Raw genomic sequence first — 23,721 nt, forward strand, 5'->3', positions numbered from 1 at the left:
GCATTTTCAAGCCAACTGGAGAATGTCATGAGCAAGATCGCAATCATTGGTGCCACCGGCCGTGCCGGTAGCCAACTGCTGGAAGAAGCCCTGCGTCGCGGCCACAGCGTCACCGCCATCGCCCGCGATACCTCGAAGATCGGCAGCCGTGCCGGTGTCGTCAGCAAGAGTCTCGACGTACTGGATTCGGCGGCGCTACAAGCGGCGGTGGCCGGTCACGACGTGGTGATCAGCGCAGCGCATTTCGCCACCGTCCCGGCCTCGGCGATTGTCGGACCGGTGAAGCAGGCGGGCGTGAAGCGCTTGCTGGTGGTCGGCGGCGCCGGTTCGCTGTTGCTGCCGGACGATACGCGGGTGATCGACAGCGCCGGTTTCCCGGCTGAATACAAAGCCGAGGCGAGCGCAGGGGCGGCGTTTCTGGAAGCGCTGCGTCAAGAGCAGGAACTGGACTGGACTTTCCTGTCGCCGTCGGCGGAGTTTGTCGAGGGTGAACGCAGCGGCCAGTATCGCGTCGGCAAGGATCACCTGTTGGTCAGTGCCGAAGGGCGTAGCTGGATCACCTTTGCCGACTACGCGATTGCGCTGATCGACGAAGTGGAAACGCCGAAGCATTCGCGGCAGCGTTATACCGTCGGTTACTAAGGCCGGGCAAAGTTTCAATGTGGGAGCGAGCCTGCTCGCGAAGGCGGCATATCAGTCAACATTCATGCTCAATGAACGACCGCATTCGCGAGCAGGCTCGCTCCCACAGGTGAGTGCAGATTTTCAGCGAGACCAGGCCTGTTCGACCAACCAGTCCATCAGTTGCTGAAGAGGCGCGCAAGGTTCCGCGTCCTGCGGCACCACCACGTAATACGCCAACCCCGTCTTCACCTTCAACGCAAACGGCATCACCAGCCGTCCTGCGTTCAGATCATCGCCAATCAGCGACCAGTCTCCGATCGCCACGCCCGTGCCATGGGAGGCCATCGACATCGCCTGATCCAGCGTTTCGAAATGCTGGCCGCTGCTCAGGTTGCCCAGTTGCAAACCCGCCGCATCGAGCCATACCGACCAGTCCTGAATGTCGTGGGTCGGGTGCAACAACAGATGATTCTGCAAATCCTTGGGTGAATTCAGCGCCGGGGACCCTTTGAGCAATTGCGGCGAGCAGACCGGTGTCAGTTGCTCGTCGAACAGATGCAGCGCGCCTGGCGAATGGTCCGGCGGCGGGCCGTAGATCACCGCGGCATCGAATGGCTCGCGCTGAAAATCCACACCGTGTTGCAGCGAGGCCGTCAGTTTCACCGGCACGTCCGGGCGTTCCTTCTGCCATTGCAGCAGACGCGGCAGCAGCCAGCGCATCACGCAGCTCGGCGCCTTGAGTTGCAAGGTTTGCCGCGTCCGGCCGATCTGCTCGGTCGCCTCGCTGATCAGCCCGAAGACCTTCTCCACCTGCGGTAGCCATTCGCGTCCTTCGGCCGTCAGCGCCAGCCCTCGTGCCAAACGAATGAACAACGGATAGCCAAGCTGTTCTTCCAACCCGGCGATCTGCCGGCTCACCGCGCCCTGAGTGATGTGCAACTGCTCGGCGGCGCGAGTGAAATTGCAGCATTGCGCGGTGATCCAGAACGTATGCAGAGCGGGCAGGGGAGGCAGGCGTTTCATGGCGATCCGAGGTATGACGTGAGGACATGGCTAGTATGACTATTAATCGATTGTTGCCGCTAGGTGTGCGCCGTTCCAATGGCCCCATGTGCAGACCTTGTGGGAGCGGGCTTGCTCGCGAATGCGGTGGGTCAGTTATCTCGTCGCTGTTTGACACACCGCTTTCGCGAGCAAGCCCGCTCCCACAGGGGATCTGCGTTTCACCGAACAAAAAGGGCACTCAACATGGCAACGTGCGGCGAAGTACTGGTCAGGCTGTTGGAAAATTACGGGGTCGAGCAGGTGTTCGGCATTCCCGGTGTGCACACCGTTGAGCTGTACCGAGGCCTCGCCCGTTCGAGCATCAAGCACGTCACGCCTCGCCACGAACAGGGCGCCGGGTTCATGGCCGATGGCTACGCGCGCACCAGCGGCAAACCCGGTGTGTGCTTCATCATCACCGGCCCGGGCATGACCAATATCACCACGGCCATGGGCCAGGCTTACGCCGATTCGATTCCGATGCTGGTGATCTCCAGCGTGCAGTCGCGGAGTCAGTTGGGTGGTGGGCGCGGCAAGTTGCATGAGCTGCCGAACCAGAGCGCACTGGTCGGCGGCGTCGCAGCGTTCTCGCACACGCTGATGTCCGCTGCCGAACTGCCGGTGGTGCTTGCTCGCGCCTTCGCGCTGTTCCAGGCCGGGCGACCGCGTCCGGTGCACATCGAAATTCCGCTGGACGTACTGGTGGAAGAGGCCGATGAGTTGCTCGCCAGCGTGCCGGTGAATATCGACCGCGCCGGCGCCGCACCGGCTGCCGTGGCCCGCATGGGCGAACGGCTCGCCACCGCGCAACGTCCACTGATTCTCGCCGGCGGCGGTGCTATCGACGCGGCACCGGAGCTGACGCGAATCGCCGAATTGCTCGACGCTCCAGTGGCGCTGACCATCAACGCCAAAGGCATGCTGCCAACCAGCCATCCGCTGTTGATCGGTTCGACGCAAAGTCTGGTCGCCACCCGCGCACTGGTCGCTGAAGCTGACGTGGTGCTGGCGATTGGCACCGAGCTGGCCGAGACCGATTACGACGTCACTTTCGCCGGCGGCTTCGAGATTCCCGGCAAGCTGCTGCGCATCGACATCGATGCCGATCAGACCGTGCGCAACTATCCGCCGCATGTCGCACTGGTCGCTGATTCGCGCAACGCCGCGCAAGCCTTGCTCAGCACCCTGACGCAGAAACCGCTGGCCGAACGCCGCAATGATTGGGGCCAGGTACGGGCCGCGCGTTTGCGCAATGAACTGGCCGCGAGCTGGGACGCGCCGACGCTGGCGCAGACGCGTTTCCTTGAAACCGTACTGCACGAATTGCCCGAAGCGGTGTTCGTCGGCGATTCCACGCAACCGGTGTACACCGGCAACCTTACCTTCAACCCCGAGCGTCCACGTCGCTGGTTCAACGCATCCACCGGTTACGGCACCCTCGGCTATGCGTTGCCAGCGGCGATTGGTGCGTGGCTCGGCGGCCAACTCGATAACGGCGCGCGCCCGCCCGTGGTGTGCCTGATCGGCGACGGCGGCTTGCAGTTCACGCTGCCGGAACTGGCCAGCGCCGTCGAAGCGCGGGTGCCGGTGATCGTGCTGCTGTGGAATAACCAGGGTTACGAGGAGATCAAAAAGTACATGGTCAATCGCGCCATCGAACCGGTCGGCGTGGACATCTACACCCCGGACTTCGTCGCCGTGGCCAAGGGCCTCGGTTGCGCCGCGCAAGCCATCAGCAGCATCGACGATTTGCGCGCAGCGCTACGTAAAGCGACGGACCGGCAAGGCCCGACGCTGATTGAAATCGACCAGAACCAGTGGATGCAGGCGGTGGCCCAATGATCAGTTTTCCAACCACACTCGACGGGCTCTACATCAACGGTCAGTGGTCGGCGGGGGGCGAACATCTACGGGTGATCAACCCCGCTACCGAAGCGCTGCTGACCACCGTCAACGGCGGTGACGAACACGCCGTCGATCAAGCGATCAGCGCGGCGACCGAGGCGTTCAAACACTGGTCGAAAACCACCGGCGCCGAGCGCGCTGTGATCCTGCGCAACATCGCCAACGGCGTGCGCAACGGTCGTGATCACTTGATGAACCTGCAGTCGAGCAACAATGGCAAACCGCAGTTCGAAGCGGCCATCGATGTCGATGACGTGATCGCTACTTTCGACTATTACGCCGAGCTCGCCGAAGGCCTCGACGTCGGTCAGGACAGTAATGTGCCGCTGCCCAGCGAAGATTTCAGCGCACGCTTGCGACGTGAGCCGTGCGGCGTGGTCGGGCTGATCGTGCCGTGGAATTTCCCCATGGTCACCACCGCGTGGAAACTGGCGCCAGCGCTGGCCGCCGGTTGCTGCGTGGTGCTGAAACCTTCTGAGGTGACACCGCTGCCGGAGCTGGAACTGGCGGCGATCATCGCTGAATCCGGATTGCCCGACGGCGTGTTCAACCTGGTCTGCGGCACCGGTCTGGCGGTGGGCGCGCCGTTGTCGGCCGATCCGCGCATCGCCAAGATCTCCTTTACTGGCAGCAATGCGGTGGGCGTGCAGGTGATGCAACGCGCTGCCGAAACCGTCAAGGGTGTGAGCCTGGAGCTGGGTGGCAAATCGTCTTTGCTGGTGCTGGCGGATGCCGATCTGCAACTGGCGGTGGAACTGGCCTGTGGCGGCGCGTTCTTCAACGCCGGGCAGATGTGCTCGGCCACCAGTCGCGTGCTCGTCGCTGAGGAATTGATGGATGAGTTTCTCCAGCGTCTGCAAACACGCGCAGAGGCGATCCGAGTCGCTGATCCGTTTGATGCGGATGTGGAGATGGGCGCGCTGGTCAATCAGGCACAGTACCAGCGGGTGCTTGGGCATATCGATCGCGGCCTGAGTGCGGGGGCGCGTTTGCTCTGTGGCGGCAATCGTCCGGCGCATTTGCCGCGCGGTTATTTTCTGCAACCGACGGTGTTCACCGACGTACCGCTGGACAGCGCGTTATGGCGTGAAGAGATTTTCGGCCCGGTGGTGTGTGTTCGCAGTTTCGGCAGCGAGGCTGAAGCGATTGCCTTGGCCAATGACACGCAGTTCGGCCTGGTCGCGAGTGTGGTGACGCGCGATGCCACAGCGGCGGATCGCCTGGCCAATGCCTTGCAGGCGGGGCTGGTGTGGATCAATGCTCCGCAGGTGATTTTCCCGCAGGCAGCGTGGGGTGGTTACAAGCAGAGCAGTGTCGGTCGTGAGCTGGGGCCTTGGGGGTTGGCGGCGTTTTTGGAGATCAAGCATGTGATCCGCGCGGTCTGATCATAGATATGTAGCGCCTGGACTGACCCCTTCGCGAGCAGGCTCGCTCCCACATTGGAATGCATTTCCCTGTGGGAGCGAGCCTGCTCGCGAAAGCGCCATAAGCCCCACTTCAGATTCCGGATCAGACAGAAAGCCGCAGCCGCGCCAGATCCCGCAACGGCGGCGCGCCAAACAGGCGGCTGTACTCACGGCTGAATTGCGACGGACTTTCATACCCCACGCGATACCCCGCCGCCGAGGCTTCCAGCCCTTCGGTCAACATCAGCCGTCGCGCTTCTTGCAGGCGCAGTTGCTTCTGGTACTGCAACGGACTCATCGCCGTCATCGCCTTGAAACGATGATGCAGCGTCGACACGCTAAGGTTCACTTCCCGGGCCAGATCATCGATGCGCAGCGGCTGTTCGAAATTGCCGTTGAGCCATTTGATCGCCTGGCTGATGCGATGGCTCTGGCTGTTGGCAATCGCAATCTCATACAAACGATGACCCTGCGGGCTGCGCAGCAAGCGGTAGAGAATCTCCCGGCGAATCAGCGGCGCAAGCATGGCGATGTCTTTCGGCGCGTCGAGCAGCCGCGCCAGACGCAGCACCGCGTCGAGCATGGCGCTGTCGATTTTTTCCACGTACAGCCCACGTCCGGTCGGCCGTGTCGGTACGCCCATCGGGCCGGCGTCGGCGATCAGCGCGGTGATTTCGGTCGGATCAATGTCGAGGCGCACGGCGAGGATCGGTTCCTCTGGCGAGACGTTGACCACGCGCCCGCTGAGCGGCATCGAAACCGACACCACCAGATAATTCAGCGGGTCGTAATTGAAGAACTCGTCGGCCAGGCGCACCTCTTTTCGCCCCTGCGCCATGATGCACAGCGCCGGCTGCGCGAGCACCGGGGCGAAATCATGGGATTTGGTGTGGCGCGACATCACCAGCGAACCGATGGCGGTCTGGTAGCTGCCATCGTCGCTGGTGTTGCGGCGGATGATCGCCGCCAGCTCCGCACGCTGCTTTTCCATGTCGGCGCTGGGTTCGGCTTGAAAACGATCAAATGACGTCATGCAGGGCATCCTCGGCAAGTGAGGGGGGAATGCAGCAGAGCATATGTTTGTGCAAGCAACGGCGGTAGACACATTCTGCCAAATGCTTGCCTGATTCTGCACCGCGCCGTTCCCGAACGTCGCCGAGACGCCCGACCGTAGGAGCTGCCGAAGGCTGCGATCTTTTGATTTTTGTTTTTCAGATCAAAAGATCGCAGCCTTCGGCGGCTTCTACAGGGCAGCGGTGGCGCTGGGGTTTTGGCAAGTCTCGCAGGATTGTGCAACGCGAAGGCAGGAATCGACTAACGGCGCGGCGGCCCCGGCCCTTAATCTTTGCTCCAGTCGCAGCCCGTCCCCCGGCTGCCACGCGATTTCATGGAGGGTTGATCATGTCCAAGCAGATGCCTGTCAGTCATATGGCCTTCGTTCGCGCCCAGGCCGGGCGTTCAGCGGAACTCGGCGTGCGCCTGAGCGCATTGATCGAAGTCTCGCGCGCGGCGCCCGGTTGCCTGAGTTTCTCGTTGCAACAATCGCAGTGCGACGCCGACCTGTGGCTGGTCAGCGGTTACTGGAGCAGCCAGCAAATGATGACTGCGTATTTCAACAGTCCGTCGATGGAAGTCTTCGCCGAGCTGGTCCAGGACCTGGTGGTCAACAGCCTCGACTTCCACACTTTCAGGGACGTATCTGCCGCGCAGGCCCTCGGTCAATGTTCGGCGCCGATACACAAACTCGCCGGTTGAGGGTTTAATGTCCGGCTTATTTGATTGAGCCAGGATCCGCGACATGGCACGTAAAGAGTTTGAACGCTTCGAAGCAGTCTCCGCAGTCGTCCCCGTTGAGCTGGGCGGTAACAAGGGTTATTACGCGGCCATCGCGGTCAAGGCCCTGGTCGATGGCGGCGCACCACGCTTTCACAAATTGCTCGATGAGCAGGTGTTTCCCGGCGCCATCGCTGCCGATGAAGCGGCAATCAATGAGCTGGACAAGCTCAAGGGCGTCACTGATGACGCCGAGCTGATCTGGTAATTATTTCTGCGCCCCGGGGCGCCACATCTTGAACAGAGCCTCAGGCCCCAGCTGGAAATAATCCGCCGGACCGCCGCCGCGCAGAATCGGTTGTGCGGCGGCGGTGTCGTAGATGCCGTCCTTCAGCAGCCATTTGGCGATGTGCACCGCAACCACCTCACCGAGGATCAGCCAGCTCGGTACGGTTTCGCCATCGGCGCGTTGCAGCTGGATTATCTGCGTGACTTTGCACTCGAAGGACACCGGGCTTTCGGCGACCCGAGGTACAGAAATCACCTTTGATGCCACGGTGGTCAGCCCCGCCAGTTCAAACTCGTTGACCTCAGGCGCGACCATCGCGCAGCTCTGGTTCATCTGCTCGGCCAACGGGCGTGTGGCGAGGTTCCAGACGAATTCGCCGGTCTGTTCGATGTTGTTCAGACTGTCTTTGCGCCCGACGCTGGAAAAACCAATGATCGGCGGCACGTAGTTGAAGGCGTTGAAGAAACTGTACGGCGCGAGATTGAGCCGGCCTTCGGCATCCTGCGAGGAAATCCAGCCGATGGGCCGCGGGCCGACGATGGCGTTGAACGGATCGTGAGGCAGGCCATGGCCGTTGGCGGGTTCGTAGAAATGGATGTCATCGGACATGGGGAGCGGATTCCTGGGCTGCATTCGGATGCAGCCATAGTGCAAGGACACCGCGCATATTTCCAGCCGGACGCAAATCACCCCTGTAGAAACTGCCGAGGCTGCGATCTTTTGATTTTGACCATGAACGGGCAGCATTCATCAGTGATGAATGACCTTTTTTCCGGGTGACAATTTTTTCATCCTTCTCCGACCGCTTTTTCACCCGCGTAACGCCAGTCTGCACACGGCCAGAAAATCAATAACCGGCCGTCACAAACTGGAGCGTTCCCGCGATGAATAAATTGCCTCAAATCACCCTGGCCTTCTGGGTCATGAAAATCTGCGCGACAACCCTGGGGGAGACCGCAGGCGATTTGCTGTCGATGACCCTCAACGTCGGTTACGCGATGAGTTCGCTGATTCTGATCAGTGTGTTCGTGATGACGTTAATCACTCAGTTGATGGCCAGGACTTACAAACCGCTGCTGTACTGGCTGGTAATTCTGTCGACCAGCACCGCCGGCACGACGATGTCGGACTTCATGGATCGCACCCTCGGGCTGGGTTATGCCACCGGTTCGACGATCCTCATCGCGATTCTCCTGGCGATCTTTGTCGCGTGGCGTCTGAGCGGCGATTCGCTCAATGTCAGCAAGGTGCAAACGTTCCGTGGTGAGATGTTCTACTGGATGGCGATTCTGTTTTCCAACACTTTGGGTACCGCTCTGGGTGATTACCTGGCCGATGATTCGGGTCTGGGTTTTGCCGGCGGCGCGTTGCTGATCGGCTCGACGATTGCGGCGGTCGTGCTGCTCAAATACTTCACGAAGATTTCGCCAGTGCTGCTGTTCTGGGTGGCGTTTGTGCTGACCCGGCCCTTCGGCGCGACGTTGGGCGATTTGATGACCAAGCCCCACGAAAAGGGCGGGCTGGATTTCGGCACCATTGGCTCGTCGGCGGTGCTGGCGGGGATTCTGCTGGTGATGATCGTTGGCGCTTCGTATGCGCAGAAGCGCTTTGGCAAGCCGCAGGTTGCCGAGTTGACTTGATTCCGCGTCGCCCTCATTCGCGAGCAAGCTCGCTCCCACAGGGCAATGGGGTGCCCACAGAATATGTGAGCACCACCGACCATTGTGGGAGCGAGCTTGCTCGCGAAGGGGCCCTCACAGCCACCGTTGCAGTGGCTGAAAAAAACCGATCAGTCAGTCACGATCCGCGAATGCTTCTGGGTGTCTTTCATGGTGATGTACACCAGCAACGACACGGCAATGCACGCGGTGACGTACCAGTAGTAGCCGGTTTCCATGCCGATGCTCTTGAACCACAGTGCGATGTATTCGGCGGTGCCGCCGAAGATCGACACGGTCAGTGCGTACGGCAGGCCGACGCCCAGGGCGCGGATTTCGGTCGGGAACAGTTCGGCTTTTACTACCGCGTTGATCGAGGTGTAGCCGCTGACGATGATCAGCGCCGCCATGATCAGGAAGAACGCGCCCCACCAGGTCTGGATGGTGTGCAGGGTCATCAGGATCGGCACGGTGAAGATCGTACCGAGCACGCCAAACGCGATCAGGATCGGGCGCCGGCCGATCTTGTCCGACAGGCCACCGATGATCGGTTGCAGGCACATGAACAGGAACAGCGTGGCGGCGGAAATGGTGGTCGAGTCGGAGATGCTCATGCCGACCGTGTTCACCAGGTATTTCTGCATGTAGGTGGTGTACGTGTAGAACGCCAGGGTGCCGCCCATGGTCAGGCCGACCACGGTCAACAGCTCTTTCGGATGGCGCATCAAGGTGCGCATCGCGCTTTCCTTGGACTTCTCTTTCTTGGTGAATGACTCGGTTTCTTCCATGCCGCGACGCAGATACAGCGCCACCACTGCACACAGCGCGCCGATGGCGAACGGGATACGCCAGCCCCACGCGTACAGCTGTTCGGTGGTCAGCATGTTTTGCAGCACGATCAATACGCCGAGGGCGATGAGCTGGCCGGAGATCAGCGTTACGTACTGGAAGCTGGAGAAGAAGCCGCGACGTTCCTTGGTCGCCATCTCCGACAGATAAGTCGCCGAGGTGCCGTATTCGCCGCCAACCGACAGGCCTTGCAGCAGGCGGGCGAACACCAGCAGGATCGGCGCGCCGATGCCGATGGTTTCATAGTTCGGGCTCAGGGCGATCAGCAGCGAGCCGAAGCACATCAGGTACACCGAGGCCATCAGCGCTTTCTTGCGCCCGACCTTGTCGGCGTACATGCCCATCAGCCAGCCACCGATCGGGCGCATCAGGAAGCCCACGGCGAAGATCGCTGCGGTGTTCATCAGTTGCGCAGTGGTGGAACCGGCGGGGAAGAAGGTCTTGGCGAAGTACAGGGAGAAGGCGGCGTAGACATACCAGTCGTACCACTCGACCATGTTGCCGACAGAGCCGCTGAAGATCGATTTGATCCGGCTGGCGGTGGTTCTCGGTTTGGCCGGCACGGCAGCCGACCCAAGGGGCAGGGCGTTGGAGTTATCCATTGAAGGATCCTTCGTTTAATTGTTTTTGTGGAGCGCGTCGGAACGCAGCCTGCCAGGGCTATAGCAGGAGGTGTGCCAAGGGGCGGAGCGCCGGACTAGAGGGGGTGGCGGGGAGGAGTGAGCGGTTTTGTGCCGACTGATTGGGCTGCGTGAGCGGATTTCCGCTTATCGCGTGAAGATCAAAAGCCCCTCACCCTAGCCCTCTCTCAGAGGGAGAGGTGACTGACCGAGGTGTTCTTGTGGGTGTGATCGTTCCCACGCTCTGCGTGGGAATGCCTCAACGGACGCTCCGCGTTCGGCTTCGCAGGGGACGCAGAGCGTCCCGGGCTGCATTCCCACGCGGAGCGTGGGAACGATCAATCTCTGCCTCACTCCGCCAGAAACATCTCCCGACTCAACCCATGCCGCTGCATTTTTTCATTGAACGTGCGGCGCGGCAGTTGCAGTTCTTCGAGCACGGCTTTGACATCACCTTTGTGCCGGGTCAGCGCCGCGCGCAGGCATTGTGCTTCGAAGGCTTCCTGCTGCGCCGCCAGCGACTGGCCCGGATCAATCGCCGCCACCGGCTCATCCAGGCCCAACACCTGACGTTCGGCGACGTTGGCCAGTTCGCGCACATTGCCCGGCCAGTCATGGCTGAGCAGATGGCTTAATTGCGCGCCTGTCAGCGGTGGAAACGTTCGGCCCAAACGTTGCGCGGCGTTCTGGGCAAAGGTTTCGAACAGCAACGGAATGTCTTCCCGGCGATCGCGCAGCGGCGGCAGGCGCAGTTCGGCGACGTTCAGGCGATACGCCAAGTCTTCACGAAAGCGCCCGGCGCGGGCTTCGTCGAGCAGGTCCGGTTTGGTCGCCGCGACGATACGCAAGTCGACCCGTATGCTCTGGTTCGAACCCAGCCGTTCAAGCTTTTGCTCCTGCAAGACCCGCAGCAGTTTCACCTGCTGGGCCAGCGGCATGCTTTCAATCTCGTCGAGAAACAGCGTGCCGCCATCGGCGTATTCCAGCTTGCCGATGCGCTTGCCGGAAGCGCCGGTAAACGCACCGCTCTCATGGCCGAACAGCTCGGCCTCGAACAGTTGCTCCGGAATCGCCGCGCAGTTCAGCGCCACGAACGGTTTGCCGGCGCGCGGGCCGAAATCATGCAGGCAACGCGCGACCAGTTCCTTGCCGCTGCCGGTTTCGCCACGAATCAGCACGTTGACCGGCAACGTCGCCAGATCCAGCACCTGCCGACGCAACGTCTGCAAGCCTCGAGATACGCCCAGCAACGTCGCATCGAGCTTCGCGCGGTTGTCGGCCAGTTCGTGCAGGGCGCGGTTTTCCAGGACCAGGCGGCGTTTGTCCAGCGCCCGGCGCAGGCTGCCGAGCAGGGTTTCCGGGCTGAACGGTTTTTCCAGAAAGTCGTAGGCGCCGTCGCGCATGGCTTCGACCGCCATCGGCACGTCGCCATGGCCGGTGAGCAGAATCACCGGCAGATCGGCGTCGCGCTTTTGCACTTCGGCGAGCAGTTGCAAGCCGTCCATGCCGGGCATGCGCACGTCGCTGAGGATCACCCCGGCAAAATGTTCCGGGAGCGCGGCGAGGCATTCTTCGGCGCGGCTGAACAGCTGCACTTCGAACCCCGACAGGCTCAGCCACTGTTCGACGGCGTTGCGAATGCTGCTTTCGTCGTCGACCACCATTACCGAATTGAGCATCAGATGTGTGCCTCCAGATCGATTGGCAGGGTCAGGCTGAACACCGCGCCGTGGTCGCCATTCTCGGCGCTCAGGCGGCCGCCGGATTCATGCACGATGGCGAAGGATACTGCCAGCCCCAGGCCCAGACCATCGCCCACCGGTTTGGTGGTGAAGAACGGATCGAACACCTGACCCAGATGTTCCTCGGCAATGCCGCCGCCGTTGTCGCTGACGCTGAGCCGCCACAATTGCTCGTCCGCCTCGAGACGAATTTCCAGGCGCTTGCAGGCTTTGCCCTGCATCGCGTCCAGCGCATTGCGCAGCAGATTGATCAACACCTGTTCCAGACGAATCGCATCACCGCGCACCCACGCCGGACGCGCCAGGTGCAACACCAGACTGACCTGCTCGTCACGCAGGCGCGCATCGAGCAGTTGCAATGATTGGTCGACCACGGTCGCCAGATCCAGACGTTCGCGCAAACCGCTCGGACTCTTGCGCGCGAACGTCTTGAGATGGCCGGTGAGGGCGGCCATGCGCGTGAGCATGTCGTCTACCGGTTTCAGCGCTTTGTAGGCGTCATCGACGCGGCCATGTTCGAGCAGCAGGCGCAAGGTTGCCAGTTGCATGCGCTGGGCGGTCAGCGGTTGATTGATTTCGTGGGCCAGCGCGGCAGACATCTGCCCCAGCGCAGCGAGTTTGGCCGACTGCACCAGACCTTCCTGCGCGGTGCGCAAGTCGCGGGTGCGCTCCTCGACCAGACGCTCGAGTTCTTCGCGATTGCGCTGACGGACCTTGGCCAGCCGCCAGCGCTGATTGAGAAACAGCAACAGAAACACCAGCGCCAGCCACACACCGGCGGCGGCCAGCGCGGCATTGCGCAAATCTTCGAAGGCGACTTGCGGACGGCGCAGCAGGTGCAGGGTCCAGCCTTCGGTGGTCAGTGGTAGCGACTCCCAAAGATAGTCTGCAGTGCCGTCCGGGCCTTCGACCCGGCGCAAGTCGCTGTTGTCATCGAAGCGCCGTAACGGCAAATGGGTCAGCGGCACCAGTGATTGCTTGTCGTACTGACGGGTGGTTTTGATTTCGGCCAGATCGCTGGCGCCCAACGGTCGCAAGGCGCGATAACGCCAGCCCGGTTGATTGGCGATGAAGATGATCCCGCGCGCATCACTGACCAGCAGCGTATCGCTGCCCTGGCTCCATTCGCGTTCCAGCTCCGGGAATTCCAGTTTGACCACCATTGCACCGAGGAACTCGTCGTTGTCCCCGAGCACTGCGCTGGAAAGGAAATAACCGGGAATCCCACTGGTCACGCCTACCGCGTAAAAACGCCCGGTGCCTTGGGTGCGGGTCTGGCTGAAGTAAGGACGAAAACCGTAGTTGTGCCCGACGTAACTGCTGGGCAAGCGCCAGTTGCTGGCGGCCACGGCCAGACCGGTGCGATCGAGCAGTTCAAGGGTCGAGGACTGCGCCGCACCGTTGATCTTTTCCAGCTTCAGATTCAATGCCGCTTGCTGCGCAGTATCGACCGGCCCGGTCAGCGCCGAACGCAATTGCGGGTCCAGCGCCAGCACGGCGGGCAGCGCGCGATAGCGATCGATCAGGGTGTGCAATGAGTTGGCGTACAGCCCCAGTTGCTGATTGGCGCGGGCGGCGTCTTCTTCCAGCGCCTGACGCTCGGCATGGCGCATGGCGAGCGTCGCGGCCACGACTGTGCCGGCGATGATCAGCAGGGTGTACAACGACAGACGCAGGGTACGGGAAGTCGGCAACATGCTCGGTGCTGGGTCGGCAGAACGGGCGGGCACGATAGCATGGGCCGAGGTGGCCCGGCGTGCTGTACACGCCGGCCGTGTCTGCTAAACAGCTGTCTCCCGGACCTGACGTCGATGCACAAGGTTCGACCGCGGTTTGGCAACGGGCCTGGTTCTCGGTTCGGCAGCGATCGACTGTTCCAATTGTTGCAAGCGGTCGGTTACGCCGTCGGCTTCGCTGGGCTCTTCAACCAGCTGCTTTGCCGTTTCCAATGCCTGGTCGATCGCCTCGAACGGATCAATACCGCTCCTCACCAGCTTCATGATTTCCCGTTGTTTTTCGCCAGACAGCACGTCCAACTGGTTGTAGAACATGTCCTGAAGACGTTGCGGATAGCTGCTGAGGGTTTCGTTGAAGCGTTTGATACCGTTGAGCAGTGTGCTGGCGTCATCCGCCAGATCGCTCGCTCCATCCATCACCTTCTGCGCAAGGTCTGCTCCGGACTGCACGGCGTCGCTGATCGCTTGGGCGCCATCGTTCAGTTCTTCGGTATGCATGACTTCAGTGAGCTTCAGACCCTTTTTGAAAAAGTAATACCGCATGACCGGAATGGCGATGGCGCCTATCACGCCGCCCACGAGGCCCCCTATAAAACCGCCACCCAGTGCACCGACCGCCGCGCCAGCCGGCAAGCCGAGCAGACCACCGATAACGCCACCCACTGGCGTGCCGACCGTTGCGCCAAATCTGCCGCCTTTGTAAATCGATCTCAGCCCATAGCGGGAAAAAATGAATTTTCCAAATGTCAGGTTTTCACGCGCATCGTCGATCGCTGCGCCTTCAGGGATGAGTGCGTCGAACTTGGTGGCGAACTCATGCAGTTGACTGATCGAATCGCTGACGTTTTTCGTCATGCCTACCAGTCCGCGCAGGCTGTTTGCTATAGATTTCAAGTAGCCTGACGTGTCGACATAGAGCAGCGGATTGTTCGACACCATCGCATAGAGATTCAACCCATCCACATCCCCGGCCGGATCGGCGCTGACCCAGCGCTGCAACCACGGCGCGTAATAACGGGCGCCGTAGTAATACAGACCGCTGACATCCATCTCCTTGCCGGAGTAACGGATGAAGCGATACACGGTTTCCGATTCCGGCTTCATCCATGCTGTTTCGCCGAACGGGTAATAGCCCTCTGCGCTGGTGACGTCAGCCTTTTCATCAAGCTCCATCACGCAAGAGCCGAGATGGTCCTGGAGGGTGTAGCGCAGTTGGTTGTTGGCGACAGGTGGAGTCGTTACCCAATGCAGACAGCGCGCGTTGCCGAGGCTGATGATATGCAGTTCTTCGCCGTTGTCTCTGGTGCGGATTTCCAGGCCGGGCAGATAACGCACCTGATGGAAGTGATTGGCACCGGGAGCGAAGGTTTCGTGACGCTTGAACACCCGCACGCCTTGGCTGTATCGGTAGTGTTCAGCGTCGTTGGCGCTGTCTTTGCGCAGGACCAGATCGATATGTTCAAGCTCGTCGCGGCCGTTCCAGTGCAATGACGGACCGTGGTGCAGCCTGCGTTGATTGCCGTGCGGGTCGAACCAGGCGCCGAAGTCCGGCGGCTCGTCGCCTGTTTCCCAGCGCACGCCGCGGTTGCTTTTGTCGTCGATGCACAGCGTTCGGGTACGACTATTGCCGTCGCGCTGATGACGCAACTCGGTCAGGTTGCCGCCATCGTCATAGGTATACGTCTGGGTGTAGTTGAGGCGGTTTCGTTCGTCAGGCGGTTGCGGCAGGCCGGGGATGTCCGGGGGCAGGGCATCGTCATGGCCGGTGGCGCGGATCAACCGGTACAAGGAGTCGTAGCTGAATTCACGGTGCCCGTCGACCCGCTGATTGGCGAACCAGACGGGCTCGAAGGCGTGGTCTTCGATCCGGGTGATATTGCCGACGCGGTCGTAGAAATATTCCAGATCCTGCAACCTCGGCTGATCGGGTTTCTGACTTGTCCGTGTGCGCAGGCGACCATCTGCCGGGTCATACGTCCACTGGCTGAGCACTTCGTTACCGTCCAGCTGCGAGATGATCTGATCGTTGGCGTTGTACTGCACGTCCAGCAACACCTGCATGACTTTCGTCTTGACCTCCAGCTCCACTTGTTTGAGCTGCCCGGCAAGTCCGTAACGAGATGCTCTGCGGTGTCCGCCGGCATCGATCTGTTCCAGCACAGCGCCGAGTGGGCTGAACACCTGATGGCTGGTGAACGCTGCGTCATCATGAAAGGTCCGCTTTTCCACCAGCAGTTGCCCGGTGAGGGCATAACTGGTGATGTCCAGCGAACCTGAAGAATCTGTCTGTCGGATCAACTGCCCGCGCAGGTTGGAGTCTGGTTTAGCCGAGCCAGGGGCATAGGTGAAAGTATCGAGCTGACTATCGCCGTTTCCGGTGAGCTCTAGCTGCACCACGCGCAGTTGCTCGTCAAAGGTCGATTGCCAGCAGTGGCCGCGCTCGTCCCAGCGCTGCCGAGGCTCCCCGGCCAGTCCCGGCAGTACCAGGCGCCAGCCACTGTCGACACTGTCGATTTTCAACGGATCGCCGTTAAGCGAGTAGAGGGTGGTGAGATTGGGTTCAGATAAGCGCGGATCCCGTTTCGCGACCAGGCGTGCGGCAGCGTCATGAGTCTGGCAGGTGATCAGGCGTTCAACCTTTCCACTCGTCGTTGCACGCAGATAGTCAACCTGCCTGACAATCAACGTCCGAGGATCTCTGACCTGCACACTGGGGGTATGGAAATGCGTTGATCTGTTCATGGCCAATGTGCTCAGGATTTATCCAGCCGCAGAGCGAAGATAAACGTGCCAGAAAGTATGCAAACTTTTTTATGCCGCCTTTTGGCCGGTATATTGGCGATATCTGCCAAGCAGCTCGATACCGCGCCTTGCTTCAGCCATCCGTACGGCGATCTCCTTCTCGATCCGATTGCGACTGATTGCGTTGGAGTCCTGGGTTCCGACGCTACCTTTTGCAAGATCCAGGACAAAACCGAATGAGCCCGCTACACCTTGGTCATAAAATTCGTTGACGCCGATTTCGCTGAAAGCTGCATTGATGTCGCTCTGGTCCTGTTCAAGCATGTCGGTAATTGAAACCAGCGCTGTTTCGAGGTCATCAATTTCGATATCTCTCAAACCGGCCAGCGCTGTCGCTGTGTCCAGCCCTGAGTGAACAATGGCCATCATGTCGCTTGCAGCAGGTACCCCTGCAATTTGGCTGAGCGTTTTCTCAGTGGCTGTTTCGATCAGTTTGTTTTGTCCCTCGGAAGTCCTCGGATCATATGATCTGAGTGTTTTTTTCAAATATTTCAGGGGGGTAAAAAAGCCTGTAGTGGCGTTGCTGTGAATGCTGTTCGGGTTCAGTTTTCCGACAGCGGGCAGGACAGGAGTAGAAGCGGTGGTAAGTTCGCCAAATTTGTCCATTGCCGCGCCGGCGACTTTTGAGGCGATAATCCCACCGATTATTGTCCCGCCTATGGGCAGTATTGCCGTCCCGATTGCACTGCCTGCTTTTCCTGCTGCCGTGGTGGCAGCACCTTTACTGATGTTGAAGGTTGTGTTTATGGCCATGCGTTTGGAAATGTCGGCAGCGCTGAACATTCCGTTCAGTTGACGATTGAGCATTTGTAACTCCTTGCCCAAGTTGTCCAGGACTTTCGTGTAGGTCACGATGTCCTCCCTGACATCTTGCGGTATGTCTTTTTTATTACCGTCGTTATCGATGAACAGGATCGGATTGTTGCCGACGAAACCATACAGATTGAGTCCATCCACATCCCCCGCCGGATCTGCGCTGACCCAGCGTTGCAGCCACGGCGCGTAATAGCGGGCGCCGTAATAATACAAACCGCTGACATCCATTTCCTTGCCGGAGTAACGAATGAAGCGGTACTCGGTTTCCGATTCCGGCTTCATCCAGGCGGTTTCGCCGAACGGGTAATAGCCTTCTTCGCTGGTGACTGTCACGTCTTCATCCAGCTCCATCACGCACGAACCCAGATGATCTTGCAGGCTGTAGCGCAGTTGGTCATTAGTAGTGGGGGGCGTTGTTACCCAATGCAGGCAACGTGCATCGCCCGCGCTGACGATGTGCAGTTGTTCGCCATTGTCTTTGCTGCGAATTTCAAGGCCCGGCAGGTAGCGGACCTGATGGAAATGTCGCCTGTTTTGAGTAAACCACTCGTGACACTTGAAGACCCGCTGACCTTGGCTGTAGCGATAGTACTCGGCGTCGCTATCGCCGTTTTCGTGGGAAAGCAGGTTTACCCTTTGCAACTCGTCCCGGGCATTCCACTGCAACGCCGGCCCATGCTGGAGATTTCGCTGATTGCCGTGAAGGTCAAACAAGGCGTCGAAGTCCGGATCCGCATCACCCGGTTTCCAGCGCGCAGCACGATTGCTGTGGGAATCGACGAACATTTGCCGCGTATAGGTGTTGCCCTCACGTACATGGGTCAACTTGAGCAGGTTACCGCCGTTGTCGTAGCTGTAGGTCTGGCTGTAATTGAGGCGGTTTTTCGGATCGCTCGGAGCCGGCAAGCCAGGAATTTGCGAAGGCGGCGCATCGTCGTAGCCGGTGGCGCGAATCAGGCGGTACAGCGTGTCGTAGCCGAATTCGCGATGGCCGTCGACCCGCTGGTTGGCGAACCACGACGGCGTGAAGGCGTGATCCTCGATGCGGGTGACATTGCCGACACGGTCGTAGAAATATTCCAGGTCCTGCAGGCGGGACTTCTCCGGGGGCTGACTGGTCAGGGTACGCAAGCGTCCATCGGCGCGGTCGTAGGTCCAATGGCTGCGTACCCCGTTGCCGGCCACTTGCTCGATGATCTGGTCACTGGCGTTGTAGTGTGTGTCCAGCAATACCGGTTTGCGCACTTGGCCATCGATCCACAGATCCACCCGCCGCAGCTGTCCCGCAAGGCCATAGCAAAATTGTCGGCGATGTCCGCCGGCATCGATCTGCTCCAGCAGGGCGCCCAGCGGGCTGAATACCTGCCGGCTGGTGAATGCTGCGTCGTCATGAAATGTGCGGGTTTCGATCAATGACGGGCCGACGAGGGCATGGCTGGATATTCCCAGCGACCCTGAACTGTCGGTTTGCTCGATCAACTGGCCGCGCAGGTTGTGGCTGGCGCTGACCTCACCACCGGCATAGGTGAAGGTGTCGGTCTGGTCCTCACCGTTTCCAGTGACCTGCAATCTGACCACGCGCATTTGATTGTCGAAGGTCGATTGCCAGTGATGGCCGCGTGCGCCCCAACGCTGTCGTGGTTCACTGGCCAGCCCCGGCAATATCAGGCGCCATCCGCCATCAACGCTGTCGGTGAATAGCGCATCGCCGTTAAGCGTGTAGACGGTGGTGGCGTTGGCAACCGGCAATCGCGGATCGTGCTGCGGCACCAGACGCCCGGCCACATCGTGCTCCTGAGCGGTCACGATAGCGCTGGCTGCGCCATTTGCGGCCGAGCGCAAATAAGCGACCTGACGGATCGGCAAGCCTCGGCCGTCAATCACCGCCAGGGCCGGCGTGCGCCAATGCAACGAGGCGGTCATGCGCCTGACTCTCTCGAATGCACCACCTCTTCGGCAGTGTCGTTGAAGTCCTCGCTGATGGTGAACCAGGGATGGCAAGTCGTTCTGGCGAAGTCTTCTTTGGCGTTGATCAGTTTGATCAGACGCCCCAGCGCGTCATAAAACAGTTGGTCGAACAGTCCGAGTTTGCGCACTGATTGATTGACGTACCGGTGCGTATTGGCGAAGAACGGCCGGTACTGGCGTATCGGCAAACCCTTGTTGTTGTACTCGACGCGTTCGCTGATGCGCCAGCGCCTTTGCGCCATTTGCTCGCCCTCCTCGATAAGCAACTCACCGTTTTCGTCTACGGTGTAGGCCAGCCCCGGGTCAACCTCTTGCAGGGTTTGCAGAATACGACCGAAGCCGTCGACGCAGGTTTTGACAATCTGGACCTGCACGTCGGGGTCGTCGGGGTAGCGGTCAGCGCTGAGCATCACGGTGTGCACGGGCTCGCGATAAGCAGCATCGATAGCGTTGAGCAACAGTTGATCGTCGGGTGTCAGGTCTTTGCCTTCGGCCAGGCGCTGCCGTGCGCTGGCGCGTATGTGTCCGCCGGGCAACAGGTCGCCTTGCCTGATCGATCGGGTTTGAAGGGTGGAGGCGGGGATCCGGCCCATCCAGCTGAACAGGTTCTTGTGCAGGGTACTCGCTGCTTTTTGTACGGTTAAATATGGATTCTCGATGGCGTATTCCGCACTGGTGTCCGGTTTTGTCCAGCCGGTCAGCTCATGGAATCCGGCGTCTTTACCGTTTTCCGTGCCGTAGAAGCTGGTGACCAGCGGCTGACCTGACGGTTCGTAGATGACTTCTTCGATATTTTCATTGGCGTCAATGAGTCGCTTGGGTTTGAGTGCGTGGTAATCGAACTCCGCCACGCGAGTAATACAACCGTCAGGCAGCTCCATGCGAACGACCGTCAGGTAGTGTTGATCGTATTCGGCTTTGGTCACGCCATGGCTTTGCGTTTCGTTGAACTCAAGGACTTTGTAGAACGCCTGAAGGTTGCCATATCGCGCGAAGTTGAACCGCGCCGACCAGAGGTTTTTGTCTGCGTTGGGCATTGCCTCGAACATCGGCTGCATGTCTTTGTAGCCAATGTCCTCCAGGGCTTTAGTGATATCGAACTCCGGCACCATGCTGTAAGCGTCCAGCGCGGTCTTGTCCAGCAGCGCCAGCTCCAAAGAAAATCGCAAGGCTTCGAAACCGGCGACGCCGTCCTCCAGCTCCAGGCCTTCTATATCCACATAGCGCTGGACAGATTGCGACGTCAGGACCCGTTCGTTATTCCACTGTGTTGAATCCTGATGCGCTCGCAGCGTTTCGAAAGACACCTGAGCGGGGTTCAGCCCTGTGGGCAAGGTACCTTTGCGCAATTTCAGCGCATTGCTCCGTTCCTGATAAGGCAGGCCCAATCGCCACTGCTGCGGCCCGGTCAGGTTGATCAGGCGCGCACGGGTTTCACTGATGTAAAACCATTGCTGCGCGTCGTCATGGGCGTCGCACCACCATTGATTCAGGTGGTCCTCGGTGAAGGGTGGCGGACTGTCCGCCGTCAGCCGTCGCGCGTAGCTCACCGAGAGTGCATGGGTCACGGCAGCAAAAGCGTCCCAGCGCAGAGTCACATCGTGGCGGCATAGCGGGTCATTGATAAAACCATCGTACTGATAACTGATGGTTTCCACCTGCAGCGGCAGCAGAACGGCCGCGGCATATTGCCCCTGCGGCTGCACTTCGCGCACCAGATAGCGTGTCTCTTGAACCGAGTAAAGTTGGAGGTCGTCGGGTGGCCGGGCATCGGCCTGGTAGGCATAGGTTTCCGTACGGGCCACCGAGCCGACCAGTGCCTGGGCGATGCGATAGCGACTATAGGCATCCTCCGGGGTAATGGGTTCATCGATTTCACCTTTGGGGTGGTAACGACTGAACAGGGTTTCGCCCAGTGGGTAAGCGTCCACATCCGCGCTGAAGTAATCGTCGCGTGGGCGATTCATGTCTTGCCCGTTGTGAAACCAGATGCGGGTCTGCGCCGGCTCGCTGAAGCCAGGCTGTGCAGGCTCCGTGGCCCTTTCGCAGTCGAGTTGTTGCAAGTAGCCGAAACCGCGAAATTCGCGTTCCCTGCCGTCGTAAAATCCCTCTCGCCATTCAAATAACTGGGTCAACCGGACGTTGGTGATCTCATCGTGCTGCTCCTGCTTTTTCACCACGGCCAGCGGAAACGGCAAATGACACACCGGGGCGCGCCCCAGTGTCAGGACACGGGCCTTTTCATCCAGCCACTCCTGTGCCGAGCTGCGATAAGTCACGCTGGAGCAGCAGCCCATATTGTTATTGCTGCTGGTCAACAGATAAGGTTTGTTCGCAACGAAATCGTAGCGCCAGTGCCTCGGCTTCATATGCGGTACCGTCAGAATCAGGCTGGCGCAACCCAGCCCCTGCAGATCGGCAAAGCTGACCTGGCACAAACGGTCGTAACGCACCCCTTCCGGCCACGGCACGCTGACAGGAATTTGCTCCAGACCGTTGCCGCCACGGTTGAGATAGATCTCGAATGTGTCGGATTTCAGATAGATCAGCGCCGGCGCGCCAGAACCGTCGAGGTCGGCGAGGCGCACTCGCGAAGCGTCGAATTCTTCATAGGTGAAGGGCAGGGCGCTGATCTTGCGTCCTTTGCCGAATTTGCCGTGGCCGAAATTCGGCCAGCAGCGGACCTCGTCATGGCGGATACGGCACAGTTCCGGCATATCGCTGCCGAGCAGGTTGCCCAGCAACACCAGCTCTGTGGGCGAGTTGCTGAAGACCGGCAAACGGTCGTCATCATATTCATGGGGTATTTCCTGTGCGGCGGCGAAGCCTTTTTCCCGCAGGCTGGCATAGAGGCGCACGCGGTCGGGGCTGATGCTCGCCGCTGACATCAGCCCGTCCCCGCTGAAATCCCCCATGGTCAAAGACAGATCCTGGTGCTCTCTGGGAAACTTGTCGAACGCGCTGAACAGTTCGAATTGCCGCTGCGCATTCAGCGCATGAAACCCGCAGTAACCCAACCGTGCGATGATCAGGTCCAGACGCCCGTCACCGGTCAGGTCGAGCAGTTGCGCCACGGCGCGGTTTCGATTCGCGAGCGGAATTCTGTCCAGCAAGGTCCACGGGCCGTATCCGATCAGCTCGGTACCGGGCGCCGCGCGCAGCGGTTCACGGTAATACCAGGCGTTGTCGTAGCGGCAGAGACACCCCGGCACCCCTTCGCCATACAGATCGACGCATTGGTAAAACCCGCCGTCTTCGATGCCCGGTTGGTTCTGGTTTTCCAGCAGGGGCGCAGGCGTTTTGCTGATTTCGAAGGGGGCGTACTCGAACTCTACCGGCGGTGAATGCTCGACATTGCCTTCAGTATCGAAGGCCTGATAGTGCGCTGCGCTGATCTGGCTGTAAGCCCACTGTGCGATGTTCTGGATCGGCCGGTATTCCAGCAGCAATCGACGTGCGAGCTTCGCTTCTGTCGCCAGACCCTTAGGGAAATGATGAAACATCAGCACCTGCTGGCAAAGTCTGCGTGTGCCCAGTTCAAAACCCTGACCATAGGTTGAAAACCGGTCCTGTCGTACCCGCCACCGGGTTTCTTCATCGTAGGTCGGGATCTGCGTCAGTGAGTCGCTGCGCTCGCCATAATCGAACAGCAGTTGAAAATGCCACGCCAAATCCGTCGGCCTGTCGAAGTCCCAGCTGTAAAGGCGGTCGCTCGCCGTGGCATTGCCATGACACACCCGTCGCAGATAACGCTGGGCGCGGTAATCGTGAATCGCGTCCTGTTCGTCCGGCTGATCGTCTGCCTTGTATTCGTAGCAGATGTGTTCGCCATGCGCGTTCATGCTTTCGCACAGCAGCCAGCTGCTGACGCGCAAAGGGTCGGCGGGGTCGGCGCGGCGTGAAGCGGCGGTTTTGCCGTAGACATGCAATGTGCCATCGGCGCCGTGCACCAGCCAGAAGGGCGCTCCGCCGTCGGCCGGATGCCAGCATTCGCGCAGGGAAAAATCACTTTCGATCCGCGCCCGATAAGACACCACCGTATGCGCCGGAATGGGCCGGTCGCGGTAGGTCGTTTCGCTGCGTGACTTCAGGTTGCCATCGTCATCCAGCTCCGGCATCCATACTTCGCCGTCATGGCCGATGATTTCGTCGTGCTCGGTGTAGCGCGGTACGCCCTTGTTGGTACGTCGGCTGATCTGGCTCAGCCCGGCCAGATTCCAGCCAAGGCCAAACGGGCTGTTACCACTCTGGCTGCTGGATGACAGGAGCATGTGCGGGTCATAGCCACGGCCAGCGGTCGGGATCGGCAGTTCAACCCCGGCTGTGCCCGTCGGACCTACCGCGCTCCAGCTCTTGCCGATAGTCGCAATCGACGAGCTTTTGGCGATGGAGGGAGCGGTGATGCTCAGGTCTTGATCGGGCATGTCGATTCCATTCGCGGGAAGTGGGCGTTCATGGAATGACGCTAGCAAGAATGGTGGAAAAATGA

At 60.1% G+C, this 23,721-nt stretch carries 15 protein-coding genes; 6 read left to right on the plus strand and 9 right to left on the minus strand.

The features are described 5' to 3' along the window. The first annotated feature begins 27 nt into the window (after window positions 1-27). On the plus strand, window positions 28-642 hold the full coding sequence (locus ACMYUN_RS20965) for an NAD(P)-dependent oxidoreductase (RefSeq protein ID WP_415761661.1): 615 nt from the start codon (window positions 28-30) through the stop codon (window positions 640-642). 123 nt (window positions 643-765) lie between these two features. Here the strand turns inward: ACMYUN_RS20965 and ACMYUN_RS20970 are convergent, their stop codons facing one another. Then, the gene (locus tag ACMYUN_RS20970) at window positions 766-1,647 is read right to left on the minus strand and encodes a LysR substrate-binding domain-containing protein (protein WP_310406308.1); all 882 of its coding nucleotides are present in this window, start codon (window positions 1,645-1,647) and stop codon (window positions 766-768) included. Window positions 1,648-1,872: 225 nt separating this feature from the next. Between ACMYUN_RS20970 and ACMYUN_RS20975 the strand changes: the two genes are divergently transcribed. Continuing rightward, window positions 1,873-3,510: a 5-guanidino-2-oxopentanoate decarboxylase gene (locus ACMYUN_RS20975; protein ID WP_415761662.1), complete on the plus strand. Its 1,638-nt coding sequence runs from the start codon at window positions 1,873-1,875 to the stop codon at window positions 3,508-3,510. Then, a complete protein-coding gene (locus ACMYUN_RS20980) occupies window positions 3,510-4,958 on the plus strand; it encodes an aldehyde dehydrogenase family protein (RefSeq protein WP_415763989.1) in 1,449 nt (482 codons plus the stop codon). The genes ACMYUN_RS20975 and ACMYUN_RS20980 overlap by 1 nt, the downstream gene beginning before the upstream one ends. 124 nt (window positions 4,959-5,082) lie before the next feature. On the opposite strand, the gene ACMYUN_RS20985 is transcribed toward ACMYUN_RS20980, so the two are convergent. Beyond that, on the minus strand, window positions 5,083-6,012 hold the full coding sequence (locus ACMYUN_RS20985) for an AraC family transcriptional regulator (protein ID WP_042607330.1): 930 nt from the start codon (window positions 6,010-6,012) through the stop codon (window positions 5,083-5,085). A 368-nt stretch (window positions 6,013-6,380) separates the two neighbouring features. On the opposite strand from ACMYUN_RS20985, the gene ACMYUN_RS20990 reads away from it, so the two are divergent. After that, the gene (locus ACMYUN_RS20990; RefSeq protein ID WP_039758266.1) at window positions 6,381-6,734 is read left to right on the plus strand and encodes a putative quinol monooxygenase; all 354 of its coding nucleotides are present in this window, start codon (window positions 6,381-6,383) and stop codon (window positions 6,732-6,734) included. Window positions 6,735-6,777: 43 nt separating this feature from the next. Then, window positions 6,778-7,020: a hypothetical protein gene (locus tag ACMYUN_RS20995; protein WP_039758265.1), complete on the plus strand. Its 243-nt coding sequence runs from the start codon at window positions 6,778-6,780 to the stop codon at window positions 7,018-7,020. Here the strand turns inward: ACMYUN_RS20995 and ACMYUN_RS21000 are convergent, their stop codons facing one another. Beyond that, window positions 7,021-7,650, minus strand: coding sequence for a flavin reductase family protein (locus tag ACMYUN_RS21000; RefSeq protein WP_415761663.1), 630 nt, complete (start codon window positions 7,648-7,650; stop codon window positions 7,021-7,023). 275 nt (window positions 7,651-7,925) lie between these two features. On the opposite strand from ACMYUN_RS21000, the gene ACMYUN_RS21005 reads away from it, so the two are divergent. Next, the gene (locus ACMYUN_RS21005; RefSeq protein WP_039758263.1) at window positions 7,926-8,681 is read left to right on the plus strand and encodes a membrane protein; all 756 of its coding nucleotides are present in this window, start codon (window positions 7,926-7,928) and stop codon (window positions 8,679-8,681) included. Window positions 8,682-8,830: 149 nt separating this feature from the next. Here the strand turns inward: ACMYUN_RS21005 and ACMYUN_RS21010 are convergent, their stop codons facing one another. From ACMYUN_RS21010 to ACMYUN_RS21035, 6 genes are all read right to left on the minus strand, one after another. Next, window positions 8,831-10,150, minus strand: a complete 1,320-nt coding sequence (locus tag ACMYUN_RS21010; RefSeq protein WP_024014128.1) for an MFS transporter — start codon at window positions 10,148-10,150, stop codon at window positions 8,831-8,833. A gap of 368 nt (window positions 10,151-10,518) precedes the next feature. Further along, the gene (locus tag ACMYUN_RS21015; RefSeq protein ID WP_415761665.1) at window positions 10,519-11,847 is read right to left on the minus strand and encodes a sigma-54-dependent transcriptional regulator; all 1,329 of its coding nucleotides are present in this window, start codon (window positions 11,845-11,847) and stop codon (window positions 10,519-10,521) included. After that, window positions 11,847-13,607 carry an ATP-binding protein gene (locus ACMYUN_RS21020; RefSeq protein ID WP_415761666.1) on the minus strand — a complete coding sequence of 587 codons (1,761 nt, stop codon included), beginning with the start codon at window positions 13,605-13,607 and terminating at the stop codon, window positions 11,847-11,849. The genes ACMYUN_RS21015 and ACMYUN_RS21020 overlap by 1 nt, the downstream gene beginning before the upstream one ends. Window positions 13,608-13,691: 84 nt before the next feature. Next, complete coding sequence (locus tag ACMYUN_RS21025; protein WP_415761667.1) at window positions 13,692-16,388, minus strand: RHS repeat domain-containing protein; 2,697 nt, start codon at window positions 16,386-16,388, stop codon at window positions 13,692-13,694. Between the two features lie 69 nt (window positions 16,389-16,457). Beyond that, a complete protein-coding gene (locus tag ACMYUN_RS21030) occupies window positions 16,458-19,187 on the minus strand; it encodes an RHS repeat domain-containing protein (RefSeq protein WP_415761668.1) in 2,730 nt (909 codons plus the stop codon). Beyond that, entirely contained in the window at window positions 19,184-23,656 is a 4,473-nt protein-coding gene (locus ACMYUN_RS21035) for a SpvB/TcaC N-terminal domain-containing protein (protein ID WP_415761669.1), read from the minus strand. Before ACMYUN_RS21035 ends, ACMYUN_RS21030 begins: the two co-directional genes overlap by 4 nt. Window positions 23,657-23,721 lie beyond the last annotated feature (65 nt).

It is taken from the genome of Pseudomonas sp. CP4 (assembly GCF_047758505.1).
In the GTDB taxonomy this organism is placed as follows: Bacteria; Pseudomonadota; Gammaproteobacteria; order Pseudomonadales; family Pseudomonadaceae; genus Aquipseudomonas; species Aquipseudomonas fluorescens_AO.